The following is a 14,012-nucleotide window of genomic DNA, read 5'->3' on the forward strand; positions in this document are numbered from 1 at the left end:
GTCCTCCACCCGCGCCAAAAGTGTTCTTGATCAGCTTTAACCTTGCACGTCGACCGCGTTATGGTCGGGCCTCCACCGTTCGGCGCAGTGGCGGGGGACGTGTGCGATCCGGCGAGTTGCGGGGGAAGATGTTGGCGTGTCCGAGCCGAAGCCGTTGAACCCTACCGAGCAGGACGCTCTGGTTAAGCAGATCGGCCTGACTCTGATGCGGGCCGCACCAGAGGACTGGCGAAGCGTGATCGCCCAGTACCGCGCCACCGGCCGGTACTTCGAACTGGAGGCCGAGCTCCGGCTGCAGGACGGCAGCAAGCGGGCGTGGCAGGCGCCGCAGGAGGTGGCCTCGCTCTTCGCGCGGCTGCGCGCCGGCATGCACCGCGAAGGCCGTGGCAGCTGGACCAACGCCCGGTACCAGCTCGACCACCCCTCCAGCTACAACCTCGACTTCGACCGCGCGGAGCCGAGCTGGCAGACGCCGCCTCCGCAGCAGGCGTACGTCGACGAGATGCGGTTCTTCCCGCGTGCCGAGGAGAACGTCCCGGACTGGCTGCGCCGCAGGCTGAACCCGCCGACGCCGGTGTTCCGGACGGTCCGCGTGTTCGACGGCGCCGGACCGAACGGTCGTCCGTCGGTCAACCGGCCGCCGGTGCCGGAGCCCGAGGTCGCGCCGCTGCTCACGTACCTGTCGAACGCGCCGGTCGCCGTGGCCGGGCGCGGCTTCGACAACGACGTGCTGCACCCGGACGCGCCGCCGGTCGTGCCGTCCGGGTTCCAGACGGACGGCGTGTGGATCTGGCCCGCCGGAGTCGCGTACTACCTGCGCAAGTACGGCGTGCCGCCCGAGCCCGAGCTGGTTGAACGCGCGCGTGCCGCCGGGTTCGCCCTGCCCGAGGTCTCCGAGGAGTCGAGGCTCGGCGCCGCCGCGAACCTGGGCGCGCCCGCCGCGCCTCCCGGCACCGTGGTGCCGGTCCCGGTCGAGCCCGAACCGGAGCCCGAGCCCGAACCCGCTGGGGCCGACGAGACGCAGTTCGTCACGGCCCCGAAGTTCGACGCGCCGAAGCCGGAGCCCGCCAAGTTCGAGGCGTCCAAGTTCGAGGGCTCCGAGTTCGACGCGGACGAGGAGCCGGAGGAGGAGTACGACTTCGAGCCGCTCTACCCCGAGCAGCGCGCCGTCGAGGTCACCGCCGAGCAGCCGCAGGTCAGGCCGGAACCCGACCTCGGGGAGACGATCGCGGTGGCCTCACCGCCGCTGGGCGTGGACGGCCCTCCCTACCGGGTCGTCTTCGACTCCGACGGCGTGCCCGCCACGGTGGACGAGAGGACCCTTCGCGACACGTACGGCGCGGGCATGGACCTCTTCGCCCCGCACCCGAGCGACCTCGTGGAGGAGCCGGAGCCGGTCGCGGAGGTCGTTCCCGAGCCCGTCGCCGCGGAACCGAACGAAACGGTTCCCGAGGACGAACGTCAGGACGTGGACGTTCCCGAGGAACCCGAGATCCCCACCGCGGGGCCGGACGAGCCCGTGCTCCTCACGCACCAGCACGAGTCCGAGCTCACCGACCACATCGAGGCCGAGACCGAGGAACGCCCGCGCGACGCCATGCAGGACACGATGGCGTGGAGCCCGGTCCTCGACGAGCCGCTGGAGAGCCCGGCCGAGGTCACCGAGGAGCACCCGGTCGTCGCGGTGACCGACGACGAGCCCGATCTCGCCGAAGAGGAGATCGAGTCGACGACGTCGTTCGAGGCGACCAAGTTCGACGAGGAGTTCGACAGCCGGTTCGAGTCGCAGCTCGACTCGCACTTCGAACCCGAGCCGGAGGTCCTGCCGGTCGCCCCCGCGGCTCCCGTCGTCTCCGCGCCTGCGCCGACGCGCTCCGAGGAGACCACCCAGTTCGACGCGGCGCTGTTCAGCGAACCCGAGCCCGAACCGGAGCCGGAACCCGAGCCCGAGCCGGAACCGGTCAAGCCGCCGCGGCAGGTCACGCCGGAGGAGGACCGCGAGCTGGCGGGCACCCGCCGCGCGCTGGACGACCTGAACGTGCCGCACGGCGTGTTCCGCATCGGCGGCGAGCCCGCCGACCGCACCTGGACGCTGCGCCTCGACGGCGACAGCTGGGAGGTCAGCTGGTTCGACCACGGCCCGAAGAACCCGGTGAGGTTCGACAAGGTCGAGGACGCGTCGGCGTACCTGGTTGGCAGGCTGGTGCTGGGCAACTTCCGCACGATCCCGCCGCGGGCGCCCCAGCGGCCGATGACGAACGGCTTCCGCGAGGAGCCTCGCCGTCCCGTTCCGCCGCCGCGCCCGCAGATGCCCCAGCAGGCCCCGCCGGCGCCGATGCCGCAACCGCAGGCCGCGGCCCCGACGCAGGTGCAGGCCGTTCCGCCACCGCCACCACCCGCACCGCAGCAGGCACCGGCCCCGTCGCCGGTCGCCGCCGCCGTGGCGCAGGAGGAGCCGTCGAAGCGGAAGTTCCCGATCTCGCCGCTCGCGGGCGAGCCGCCGCTGACGTTGTTCCGCCACAAGCAGATGTTCGAGCTGCCGGCGGGCACCGAGATCGACCGCTACGGCGACCAGACCGGCAACCTCGTCTACGTGGCGGGCACGCCGTTCCCGGAACGCAGCCTCGTGCCGTCGTGGATCAACCGCCCGTACCGCGTGTACCGGTTGCGCCGCCCGCTCGAGGTGCTGACCGGCGTGGCCGTGCCGTGGTTCGAGCAGCCGGGCGGCGGCACCGCCTACCTGCTGCCGAAGGCGGTCGAGGAGATGGTCGCGGACGGCGTCCTGGTGGAGATCACGGGATCATCTGACAACTAGCTCGTGACAGGGCAACGGCCCCGCGGCCCCCGTGAGAGGGGTGCGGGGCCGTTGCCTGTTGCGGGATCAGCTGACGACGAGTCCGTAGGCGGCCGCGAAGGCGACCGCCTGCTCGACGTCGATCAGGGCGCCGGCGAGCTTGGCCTGCCGGAGCCCGTTCGCGTCCACCTTCGCCCCGCGCAGGTCCGCGCCCTCGAGCTTCGCGTCCAGCAGCCGCGCGCCCATCAGGTCGGCGCCGCTGAGGTCGGTGTTGCGCAGGTCGGCTTCGCTCAGGTTCGTCTCGCGGAACCGCTGACCGCCGAGCTTCAGGTCGTACAGCGGCGCGCGCACGAACGACGCGAGGGTGAAGTCCACCTCGGTGAAGGTGACGGGCCGCAGCACGCAGTCGACGAAGTTCGACCCCATCAGGCTGCAGGAGTTGAACGCCGACCGGGTCAGCACGGTGCGGTCGAAGGTGCACTGCCGGAACGCCGTCGCCTGGTGCTTCGACTCGCCGAGGTCCGTCCGGGTGAAGTCGCACCGGGTGAACGTGCACCCCGTCGTGACGAGTTCGCGGAGATCGGCCTCGGTGAAGTCGCAGTCGGTGAAAGACCGCTTCTCCCAGTGCTGTCCGTGCAGGTTGGCGTCCGAGTAGTCCTCATGAACCTCTTCGAGCAGGTTGTCCACTCTCACACTCTTGCAGAGTCGCCGGGTTGGTAACGTGCGGGACGCCGGGCGACCTGCCCGACGTCAACGAGGACGATCGTCATTCGGGAAGGCTCATGACCCGCACGCCCGTGAACGTCACTGTCACCGGTGCAGCCGGCCAGATCGGCTACGCACTGCTCTTCCGCATCGCTTCCGGTCACCTGCTCGGCCCGGACACCCCGGTCAACCTGCGGCTGCTGGAGATCACCCCGGCGCTGAAGGCCGCCGAGGGCACCGCGATGGAGCTCGACGACTGCGCCTTCCCGCTGCTCAAGGGCATCACGATCACCGACGACGCGAAGACCGCGTTCGACGGCGTGAACGTGGCCCTGCTCGTCGGCGCCCGCCCCCGCACCAAGGGCATGGAGCGCGGCGACCTGCTCGAGGCCAACGGCGGCATCTTCAAGCCTCAGGGCGAGGCGATCAACGCCGGCGCCGCTGACGACGTGAAGGTCCTCGTGGTCGGCAACCCGGCCAACACCAACGCCCTCATCGCCCAGCAGCACGCGCCGGACGTCCCGCGCGAGCGCTTCACCGCGATGACGCGCCTGGACCACAACCGCGCCCTGTCGCAGCTCGCCAAGAAGCTGGGCGTCGCGGTCACCGACATCCAGAACATGACGATCTGGGGCAACCACTCGGCCACCCAGTACCCGGACCTGTTCCACGCCAAGGTGGGCGACAAGACCGCCGCCGAGGCCGTGAACGACCAGGCGTGGCTCGAGAACGACTTCATCCCGACCGTCGCGAAGCGCGGTGCGGCGATCATCGAGGCCCGTGGCGCGTCTTCGGCCGCCTCGGCCGCCAACGCCGCCATCGACCACGTCTACGACTGGGTCAACGGCACCGAGTGGACCTCGATGGCCATCCCGTCCGACGGTTCGTACGGCGTGCCCGAGGGCATCATCTCGTCGTTCCCCGTCCGCACCTCGGGTGGTTCGTACGAGATCATCCAGGGCCTGGAGATCGACGAGTTCTCGCGCGCCCGCATCGACGCCTCGGTCGCAGAGCTCGTCGAGGAGCGCGACGCGGTCAAGGGCCTCGGCCTGATCTGAGTTCCCCGTGGCAGTGTTGGGGACGTGCTGATTCCCTGGGACGTCCCCGCGCCACAGCTCTCTGATGACGTGCACCCCGCGCTCGCTGACGCCGCCCGTGCAGCGTCAGCGGCGTACGGGCGTGCCCGAACTCTGCACACGCGCCTCGAACTCCGCGAAGAAGTCGCGGACGGCGCCGACGGAACACCGACGATGCGCGTCGACCGCATCGTCGAGGACGCGATCCTGGAGTCGATCCACCGCAATCGCGTGAACCTGCTCTCCGAGGAAGCCGGGTTCGTCGACAACGGATCCTCGATCACCCTCGTCATCGACCCGGTCGACGGGTCCGCGAACGCCGCGTTCGGCGTCCCCCTATCGTGCTTCGCCGGTGCACTCGTGGAAGACGGCACGGCGAAAGAAGCTCTGACCACGTGGTTCGACACGGGCCGTGCGTGGCATGCGCACGCAGGAGTGCCGACGACGTTCCGCACCACCGGACGCACGACGCTCAAGGGCGCGTCCGTGTGCCTGATGCGACCCAAGACCGGCACTCAGGACGCGTGGCTGCGCATCGCGAACAAGGCCGACCGCATCCGCGTGCTCTGCACGACCTGCCTGGAGACCATGCTCGTGGCGGAGGGCACGGTCGACGCGTTCATCGATCCAGGGAGCGACACGCACCGGATCATGGACCTCGCGACGGCGCTGGTCACCGTCCCCGCCGCGGGCGGGGTGCTGGTCGACCTGCACGGGCGGCCGTTCACGTTCGAACCCGACCTGACCCACCGGTGGTCGGGCGTGGCGGCAGCGACTCCCCAGCTTGCCGAGGAGCTGATCGCGACCGTGCTGCAGGGCTAGACAGTGCCCCGCGACTCGACGACGCAGTCGGGTCCGGGAAACACCAGACCTTCGTGCCCGTCGTTGAAGCGGACGAGGTACGGCGGATGTCCGTCGTTCCCGCGCACTTCGAGGATTTCGCCCAGCCGCTCCTCGAGACCGATGGAGCGGCTGTGGACGTGGAGCCTGTCACCCACTGTTGCTTGCATGGGCTGCAACACCTCCGGTGTGCGGCGTGAGGCCTGCGCGATTGACGCGCTAAAGCCTAAGCCGTCACCGGAGGCGCGCAACAGGGCTCAAGTGCTCATCCACCGCAGGCGGCGGAGACCTTCGCGACGAGGTCGGCCTTCTGGGTCACCCAGTCCGCCGCGGAACCGACGTTCTGCATGCCGTTGGCCGCTTCCTCGAGAGCCTTCTTCACCTGCTCGTCCGGCGCGGAGTTCGCGAGGGTCTCGAGCTCCTTCGCCTTGGCCTGGGTGTCCTCCAGCGCCTTCTGCGGGTCGCTCATGTCCGGTGAGAAGCCCACCAGCGAGATCGCGTCGGCACACAGCTTCACCTTGTCCGCGGTGTTGCTGACGCCCTGGATCGTGTCGCACGCCGTCAAGCTGCCCAGCGCGATGACAGCGGCGGCAAGCGGTCCAATAACGCGCATTCGCGCTCCTTCTGCCCGATGTGTCCGGTTCTGTTGCTGACAACTCTACCGACGAACGTCTTGATCCAGTTGCCGTTGGTAGAGCTTGCGGATGACGTCGTCGATTTCCGGCTCCACGACGGCGAGGTCGTGGACCTCGACCTGCCGCACCACGCGGGTGATCAACTGCGCCGCCGTCGTCTCCGCTCTCCTGAACGTGAGGTGGTGCCGCAGCCCGTTGGCCTCGCTGCGCACCGCCGTCACTCCAGGGACGTCCGGAGCCGGTCCGGGTTCCCGGAGGTCGATGACGAGCTCGCGGTCCGGGGTGACCTCCGCCCGCAGCTCGTCCAGCGGGCCGTCGGCGAGCACCCGGCCGTGGTCGATCACCATCAGCCGCGGGCAGAGGCGCTCGATGTCGTCCAGGTCGTGCGTGGTGAGCAGCAGCGTCGTGCCGCGCCTGGTGTTGATGTCCGCCAGGAACTCCCTGAGGCGCTCCTTGGACTCCAGGTCCAGGCCGATCGTCGGCTCGTCCAGCACCAGCAGCTCCGGGGCGTGCAGCAGAGCCGCGGTGATCTCGCCGCGCATCCGCTGCCCCAGCGAGAGCTGCCGCACCGGGGTGAGCAGCGTCTCCTGCAGGCCGAGGAGTTCGACGCACTCGTCGAGGCGGGCCCGGTAGTCCTGCGCCGAGACCCGGTAGATGGACCTGAGCAGGTCGAAGCTGTCCTTGAGCGGCAGGTCCCACCAGAGCTGGCTGCGCTGCCCGAACACGACACCGATGCGCCTCGCGAGGTCGCGCCGCTGCTTCGACGGGTCCACGCCGCCCACCACGAGGTGGCCGCTGGTCGGCACCAGGATCCCGGTCAGCATCTTGATCGTCGTGGACTTGCCGGCGCCGTTCGGCCCGACGTACCCGACGGCTTCACCGGCCCGCACGTCGAACGTGACGCCGTCGACCGCCGTGACGGTCTTGTAGTTGCGCCGCAGGCCTTTGGACGTGGCGACCTTGAACTCCCTGCGGAGCTCCCTGACCTCGATCATGATCCCGTTCCCCGGTAGTGCCTGACCGCGAAGCGCCACACGAACCCGGCGACGACCGCCGCCAGTACCGCGACGAGCGGTGATGTCCAGCCGACCCAGCCGGGAAGGCCGAGCGGGTCTTGCTCCCCGAGCAGCGCGAGGCTCGGGTAGTACGCGACGAACGCCCCCGGCACTATGAACGCCATCAGCCAGCGCAGCGGGGCGGAGTAGACGTTGACCGGGTACGAGGTGAAGGCGCCGCTGCCGTAGGTGAAGGCGTTGGCGAACTCGCGGCCCTCCACGATCCAGAAGCACACCGAGCACGTCACGACCCAGATCGAGCTGAAGATGACCGCGCCGGCCAGCGGCGTGGCGATGGTCAGCGCGACCTTCGCCGGTGTCCAGGCGATGCTGACGTGCGCCAGCGCGTAGACCATCACGGCGAGCGCGCCGACGATGCGCCCTAGCCTGCGCAGGCGGACGTCCGACACCATGATCTGCGGCAGAGTGCCGAGCGGCCGCATCAGCAGCACGTCGAACGTGCCGGCGCGGATGTAGGTCGGCAGGTTGTCGAGCTGCCCGGCGAAGAGGTCGGCGATGCCGAACGCGATGCCCGCGAACGCGTACATCAGCAGCACCTCGTCCTTGCTGAACCCGCCGAGGGCGTTGACGTGGCTGAACAGCACGAGGATGACGACCAGCTCGACCCACTGCGCCAGCACCTGCGTGAGGAGGTCGAGCGCGAAGGACGCGCGGTAGGACATCTGGCTCCGCAGCCGCGCGCCGATGAGCCTCGGGTAGATCGTGTCAGCCACCCTGGACCACCACCTTGCGCACCGCGCGCCGCAACACCAGGTGACCGGCCAGGAGCAACGCCACAGCCCAGAACACCTGGTACAGAAGGATTCGCAGCGGATCTCCGTGCCCGAGGAAGATGTCGATCGGCGCCTGCATCAACGCGGGGAACGGGGTCATCCACAGCACGTCACGAGCCCACTCGGGGAAGAACGAGACCGGCACGGTGAGGCCGCACAGCAGGCCGGACGTGACGTTCCAGAACCCGTACAGCCCCCGGTTGTCGAGCAGCCAGAACGCGCTGGCGTCGATCAGGAACCGGCAGGCGAAGCTGACGACCAGCGCGACGACCGCGCTGACCAGGAACAGCGGCCACCGCACGGGGCTCGGCGGGAACTGGAACGGGAACAGCAGCATGCCGAACACCATCGGCGGCGCGAGCCTGGTCAGGAACGCGAACCCGCCGCGCCCCACGTCCTGCGCGAGCATCGCGCTCTGCAGGTGCCACGGCCGGTAGAGGTCTACTACCACGTCACCGGATCGCACGCGCTCGGCGAGCTCGTTGGTCCCCCACAACAGGACGAACCCGAGCAGCCCCTGCCCGATCCAGACGTACGTGTTGGTGGCAGCGATGTCGTAGTCCGCGATCTCGCCGTTCGCCGCCTTGAGCGCGGCGGCGAGGATGGCGACCCGCAGCAGGCCGAAGACCACGTTCGCGGTCATTCCGGCCAGCATCGCTTGTCGGTAGGTCGAGTACCTTCGGAATCCAGCAATGATCAAATCGGCGTGAACACGCACGTCGATCTACATTAGTGACCGTCGCAAGTGGATTTTCTCAGCTGCCGAACGCGCTGGTGACGACCTCTCCCGCCTCCGGCTGGGAGCCCAGGCAGAGGAAGTAGTTGCGCGTGCCGTCCTTGAACCCGACGGCCGTCATCTCCCAGCCCGTGGTGTCGACGGTCGGCCGCGAGTTCGCCTTCATCACCGCGGCGGTGCAGACGTCCTTCAGCTCGGGCGAGGCCATCAGCTCGTCGGAGTCGACCGCCGGGATCTCGCCGGAGAGCCAGCCGCCCGCGAACGCCTCCCAGTAGTGCAGGTCGGCGCAGCTGCCGACCTTCCGCGAGACGGCGGGCATGCCGCCGATGTTGGTGATGCCGCGGAAGCAGGTCGACTTGTCGATGCAGAAGCCGCTGTCGCACTTCTTGAGGTAGGGCGGGACGTCCTCGGCGCCACCGGGCTGCGTCTGCGTCGTCTGCGCTCCCGGGCCCTGGGCCACGGCCTTGTCCTTGTCGAGGAGGTTCCAGGTGAGCAGGCCAGCGACGATCACGACGACTCCGGCCGCACCGGCGACCAGCGGCCACTTCTTGCTCTTGGGCGGGGGAGGGACCGGCACGGTGGGCGACCGCATCGGGTCGATCAGCTCGTCCCGCAGCTGCGCGGCGCTCGGCGTCCGCAGGTTCGCGTCCGGGTGCAGCGCCCGTGCCAACGCCTCGTGCATCGCGGCCGGCACCCCCGGCACCGCGGCCACGGGCCGGCGCAGGATCTCGCCGAGCTGGTCGAACGACGTGATGGGCCACGGCACCGGCCGCGGAGGCTTGCCGGCGAGCAACGTGTAGAGCGTGGCGGCCAGCGAGTAGACGTCGGCCTGCGGCGAGGGCTCGGCCATCGCGAACGCCTCGGGCGGCGCGTAGCTGGGGCTCAGGGCGTCACGCGTGACCGTGCTGCCGCCCTGCGCGTCGAGCAGCGCCGCGAGCCCGAAGTCGGCGAGCTTCGGCGTGCCGTAGCGGTCGACGAGGATGTTGCCGGGCTTGATGTCTCGGTGCAGCACGCCTTCCTGGTGCGCCGCGGCCAGCGCGTCCGCGAGCTTGATGCCGAGGTCGCGCACCTGCTCGTGGTGCAACGGACCTCGCGCGTCGAGCTGGTCGGCGAGCGACCCGCCCGTGCACAGCTCCATGACGATGTAGGGCGTGCCCTGCTGCGTGATGTTCGCGTCGTGCACCCCGACGACGTGCGGATGCCCCGACAGCTTGGCCGCCGCCCGCGCCTCGCGCAGGAACCGCCGCCGGTCGCGCTCGTCCACGAGCACGCGGTTGTCGATCTTGACGGCGACGTCCCGGCCGAGTTGGGCCTGGTGGGCGGTGTAGACGGTGGCGAACCCGCCCGCGCCCAACGGTCTCAGTTCGGTCAGGCCTGGGATGTGGGGTGCGGTCACGCGCGGCAGCTTAGTTCCGCACCCCGACATTCCCGGTGCTAGGCCGTGCAGTTCAGTGAGCCGCTCCTGAGAGCGTGGCTGCTCGTGTTGTCGTCGTCCGCCCAGAGGACGACCTTCTTGCCGTTGACGCAGCTCGGCGAGATCGCGAAACCTTCGAGGTTGACGTTAGGCAGCCCCGACGGCCGGTTGTACGTCGCCGTCACCTTGAACCTGCCGCCACTGATGGCCAGCGTCGTCGTACGCCCGTTGCAGTGGTTGTCGCACAACGCCCACAGCTTGCCGCCGTCGAACTCCAGGTCCATCACCTGGCTCTGCCCGCTCGCGAACCTGCTCAGCAACTTCGCGCCCGACCCCTGCAGGGCGTACGCGTACACCTCACCGGTGGCCTCCAGCCCGACGAAGAACAACCCGCTGCCGTGACCGGGGTGGTCAGCGGGAACGTAGGTCTTGCCGCTGTCGTCCTTGAAGCCGTTCTGGGTGAGGAACGAGTCCGGCACCCACGAGATGGCCTCGGGCCCGTCGTTGGGATCGACCTCGGGCATGCCACCGAGCTCCCACTCCGCCACCGCGGCGCTGCCCGTGCCGTACTTGAGGACCTTCGGCGCACTGACGCCCCCGTCGTCGTTGTCCCGCTCCACAGCGACGAACAACCCGTCCGGCGTGCTCACAACCCCTTCGGCGTCAGGATCCCCCTGCCCGTCCGCGAACTCGAGCGACCGCTTCTGGTCCACCTTCCACGTGCTCCCGCTCGGCACGAGCCGGTACAGCGTCGACGGCCCGTTCTTGACCGCCCACACCACACCCGGACTCTCGAACGACACCCCGCTCAGGTTCGTGCCGAAGACGTTCGTCCCGTCCGCGTACTTCGTGGCGGACTCACCGGGCCACGAGGTGGCGGCCTGCGCCGGTGTGATCGCCAAACTCAGCGCGAGGACCGTCGACACGCCAATCGCCTTGATGCGCAACGCAAACGCCCCTTCTCTCACGGAGCGCTACTGCACCCCGTTCAAGCTGGCGGCGGATACCCAGTGCACCAGACGACGAACAGTCCGGCTACTTCTTCGCGGCGGCCTTCGCGGCCTTCTTGAAGTCGCGAACCTCGAGCAACGACTGCTGATCGCGCACGTCAGCGACGCTACGTCGGCTTCCTTCGTCCCCGTAGTGCCCGGCGGCCTCACGCCACCCACGAGGCTCGACGCCGAACTGTTTGCCCAGAAGTGCGAGGAAGATCTTGGCCTTCTGGTCCCCGAACCCGGGCAGCGCCTTGAGCCGCTTGAACACCGCGGCCCCGTCACCATCGGCCCAGATCCGCGTGACGTCCCCGTCGTAGTTCTCGACGACGAACTGCGACAGCGCCTGCACCCGCTTGGCCATGCTGCCGGGGAACCGGTGCACGGCGGGCGGCGTGGCCATGACCGCGGCGAAGGCCTCGGGGTCGGCCTCGGCGATGCGGCGCACGTCCAGGCCGCCCATGCGGTCGGCGAGGACCTTGGGGCCGGAGAAGGCCTTCTCCATGGGAATCTGCTGGTCCAGCAGCATTCCGGTCAACAGGGCGAACATGTCCGACGCGAGGAGTGCGTCCGCGTCGGGGTTCTGCGCGAGGCACACCGTGCGGGTCATGGCGGCAATCCTGGCACGACCGGCCAGTGGGGGCGCGCCGTGGTCGCGGCGGGAAGTTCGGCCACTCATATCGGTCCGAACGAAGTCCGCTCGCCGTTCGTCGATGAAAAACGCACGCATGCCGCAGTGGCGATCTCCAGCGGAGTCGTGGGGCCACTCTGTGGTCAGGGGCCGGGTATTGGGTGTTCGTATTCCATGTTCGGATGAAAGAACGAGGGGGCTCGTTGTGGGCAGGGGACTTTTCCTCTTGATCTCGTGACGGACGAGAACAGGGTCGATGGGGATGTGAAGGGGACGGTCGTGCAGGCCGGATCCATTCGGGGTGACGTGCACCTGCACGGATCGGCGCAGGTGGTGCCGGTGCCGCGGCAGCTGCCACCTGCGCCTTTCGTTTGTGTCGGGCGTGCGCGCGAACTCGATTTGCTGACCGGGATGATGGACGAGGCGGTCAGGGACGGGGCCGCCGTGGTGGTTTCCGCATTGGCCGGATCCGGTGGAATCGGCAAGACGTGGCTCGCCCTGTACTGGGCGCATCGGAATCTCGCGCAATTTCCGGACGGGCAGTTGTTCGTCGATCTGCGCGGACGGGATGCGACCGGGCAGCCGCTGTCCTTGAACGCCGCGGTGCGCGGGTTTCTCGACGCTTTCGGGATTGCCGCTGATCGCGTTCCGGTGGACGTCGGGGCGCAGCTCGGGATGTACCGGAGTCTGGTGGCGGGCAGGCGGATGCTCATCCTGCTCGACAACGCGCGGGACACGGCGCAGGCGGCGCCGTTGCTGCCGGGGAGCCCGACGTGCGTGGTGATGGTGACGAGCCGGGATCGGCTCGCGGGGCTCGTGCGGAACCACGGGGCCCGGTCGATCACGGTCGACGTGTTGCCGGACGCCGATGCGCGGGAGTTGCTGGGCGCGCTCATCGGTGCGCGGCGGGTGGCGGAGGAGGCGGAGGCCGCCGACGACCTGATCGCGTGCTGTGCGGGGTTGCCGCTGGCGTTGAGCCTGGTCGCGAGCCGGGCGACCGCCCACCCGACGTTTCCGCTGGCGGTGCTGGTCGACGAGTTGGTCGACGCGACGACGCGGTTGAGCGCGCTCGACGACGGTGAGGGCGCCACGAGTCTGTCCGCGGTGTTGTCGTGGTCGTACGAGGCGTTGTCGGCGGAGGAGGCGATGGTCTTCCGTGGGCTCGGTCTCGCCGGCGGCACCGACATCAGCCTCGCGGCGGTGGCCAGTCTCGCGGACCTGCCGCAGCACAGGGCGGCCGGTGTTCTTCGTGCCCTGGAACGGGTTTCGCTCGTGCACAAGCACATGCCGGGGCGCTACCGCATGCACGACCTGGTGGCGTTGTACGCGGAGGAACTGGCGTTGCAGGACGAGTCGCGGCACCTCGCGCAGCGCCGGCTGGTGGACTTCTACCTGCACACGGCGTCCTGCGGTGATCGGCTGCTCGACCCCGACAACCAGGAGGTCGCTCTCAGGCCGCCCGCACCGGGGTGCGTGCCGCTGGAGTTCGCCTCGCAGAACGAGGCGGTCGAGTGGTTCGACGTGGAGCACCAGAACATCCTTGCGGCGCAACAGGTCGCTGACCGCGAGGTCGTGTGGCAGCTGGCCTGGGCGCTGCACGCCTACCACTGGTGGCGGGGGCACCTGCACGACGACCTGATGGCGTGGCGGGCCGCGGCCGTCGCCGTGCAGGGCACGGCTGAGCTGCGGCCGAGGCTGCTCGTGCACCAGATGTCGGGCTTCGCGTACGCGAGGTTGATGCGGCACGACGAGGCGCAGTGGCAGCTCGGCCGGGCTCTGGTCGTGGCGGACGAACTCGGTGATCCGCACAAGCAGGCGGAGGTGAACCACGCCTCGGCGCACGCGGCGGGGCTGAGAGGGGACGTCGACCAGGCTCTGCGCCACGCGAAGGAGGCCCTGCGGTTCTACCGGGAGGCGGGGGCGTCGCTGCGGGAGGGGTGGGCGTTGATCCTCGTGGGGTCGTTCGCGGGCAAGCTGGACGATCACGCGCTCGCCTGGTCGTCCGCGGAGAAGGCGCTGGTCGTGTTCCAGGAGCACGAGTACGCGCCGGGGAAGGCCGCCGCGTTCAACGCGCTCGGCATGCTGGCCGGCGCCGCCGAGGACCACGGGTGTGCCATGGCCTACCACGAAAGCGCGCTCACGATCAGGCGCGAGCTGGGCAACAGCTACGCGGAGGCGGACACGCTCGCGCAGCTCGGTGAGACCTACACCGCGCTGCGCAGGACCGCTCGGGCGAGGTCGTGCTGGGGTGCCGCGCTGGCGCTCTACCGCGCGCAAAGCAGGAACGCGGACGTCGAACGGGCGATGCGCCGGCTCGACCTGCTCGCGGACTTGTGACCG

The 14,012-nt window shown here is 69.5% G+C and carries 13 protein-coding genes; 4 read left to right on the plus strand and 9 right to left on the minus strand.

Translation table 11 applies throughout. The features are described 5' to 3' along the window. The first annotated feature begins 136 nt into the window (after positions 1–136). The gene (locus IE307_RS13905) at positions 137–2,815 is read left to right on the plus strand and encodes a TNT domain-containing protein (protein ID WP_191298273.1); all 2,679 of its coding nucleotides are present in this window, start codon (positions 137–139) and stop codon (positions 2,813–2,815) included. Positions 2,816–2,881: 66 nt separating this feature from the next. On the opposite strand, the gene IE307_RS13910 is transcribed toward IE307_RS13905, so the two are convergent. Continuing rightward, a complete protein-coding gene (locus IE307_RS13910; protein ID WP_229904675.1) occupies positions 2,882–3,481 on the minus strand; it encodes a pentapeptide repeat-containing protein in 600 nt (199 codons plus the stop codon). Positions 3,482–3,576: 95 nt separating this feature from the next. Between IE307_RS13910 and IE307_RS13915 the strand changes: the two genes are divergently transcribed. Then, positions 3,577–4,557 (plus strand): malate dehydrogenase, encoded by a 981-nt coding sequence (locus IE307_RS13915; RefSeq protein ID WP_191298274.1) that lies wholly within the window; start codon positions 3,577–3,579, stop codon positions 4,555–4,557. Positions 4,558–4,581: 24 nt separating this feature from the next. Further along, complete coding sequence (locus IE307_RS13920) at positions 4,582–5,397, plus strand: inositol monophosphatase family protein (RefSeq protein WP_191298275.1); 816 nt, start codon at positions 4,582–4,584, stop codon at positions 5,395–5,397. Here IE307_RS13920 and IE307_RS13925 read toward each other — a convergent pair. From IE307_RS13925 to IE307_RS13960, 8 genes are all read right to left on the minus strand, one after another. After that, entirely contained in the window at positions 5,394–5,585 is a 192-nt protein-coding gene (locus IE307_RS13925; RefSeq protein ID WP_191298276.1) for a DUF1918 domain-containing protein, read from the minus strand. The genes IE307_RS13920 and IE307_RS13925 overlap by 4 nt on opposite strands. 95 nt (positions 5,586–5,680) lie before the next feature. Beyond that, positions 5,681–6,028: a DUF8711 family protein gene (locus tag IE307_RS13930; protein WP_191298277.1), complete on the minus strand. Its 348-nt coding sequence runs from the start codon at positions 6,026–6,028 to the stop codon at positions 5,681–5,683. Positions 6,029–6,073: 45 nt separating this feature from the next. Continuing rightward, positions 6,074–7,045 (minus strand): ABC transporter ATP-binding protein, encoded by a 972-nt coding sequence (locus IE307_RS13935; protein WP_191298278.1) that lies wholly within the window; start codon positions 7,043–7,045, stop codon positions 6,074–6,076. Beyond that, positions 7,042–7,839 (minus strand): ABC transporter permease, encoded by a 798-nt coding sequence (locus IE307_RS13940; protein ID WP_191298279.1) that lies wholly within the window; start codon positions 7,837–7,839, stop codon positions 7,042–7,044. Before IE307_RS13940 ends, IE307_RS13935 begins: the two co-directional genes overlap by 4 nt. Continuing rightward, a complete protein-coding gene (locus IE307_RS13945) occupies positions 7,832–8,542 on the minus strand; it encodes an ABC transporter permease (RefSeq protein WP_229904676.1) in 711 nt (236 codons plus the stop codon). Before IE307_RS13945 ends, IE307_RS13940 begins: the two co-directional genes overlap by 8 nt. A 112-nt stretch (positions 8,543–8,654) precedes the next feature. Beyond that, entirely contained in the window at positions 8,655–10,031 is a 1,377-nt protein-coding gene (locus IE307_RS13950; RefSeq protein ID WP_229904677.1) for a serine/threonine-protein kinase, read from the minus strand. Between the two features lie 38 nt (positions 10,032–10,069). Beyond that, positions 10,070–10,975: a hypothetical protein gene (locus tag IE307_RS13955; protein ID WP_229904678.1), complete on the minus strand. Its 906-nt coding sequence runs from the start codon at positions 10,973–10,975 to the stop codon at positions 10,070–10,072. Positions 10,976–11,084: 109 nt separating this feature from the next. Beyond that, positions 11,085–11,651, minus strand: coding sequence for an HhH-GPD-type base excision DNA repair protein (locus IE307_RS13960; RefSeq protein ID WP_191298282.1), 567 nt, complete (start codon positions 11,649–11,651; stop codon positions 11,085–11,087). Between the two features lie 255 nt (positions 11,652–11,906). Here IE307_RS13960 and IE307_RS13965 point away from each other — a divergent pair, with 255 nt between their 5' ends. Beyond that, the gene (locus IE307_RS13965; protein WP_191298283.1) at positions 11,907–14,009 is read left to right on the plus strand and encodes an ATP-binding protein; all 2,103 of its coding nucleotides are present in this window, start codon (positions 11,907–11,909) and stop codon (positions 14,007–14,009) included. Positions 14,010–14,012 lie beyond the last annotated feature (3 nt).

The organism is Lentzea cavernae (assembly GCF_014653695.1).
GTDB lineage: Bacteria > Actinomycetota > Actinomycetes > Mycobacteriales > Pseudonocardiaceae > Lentzea > Lentzea cavernae.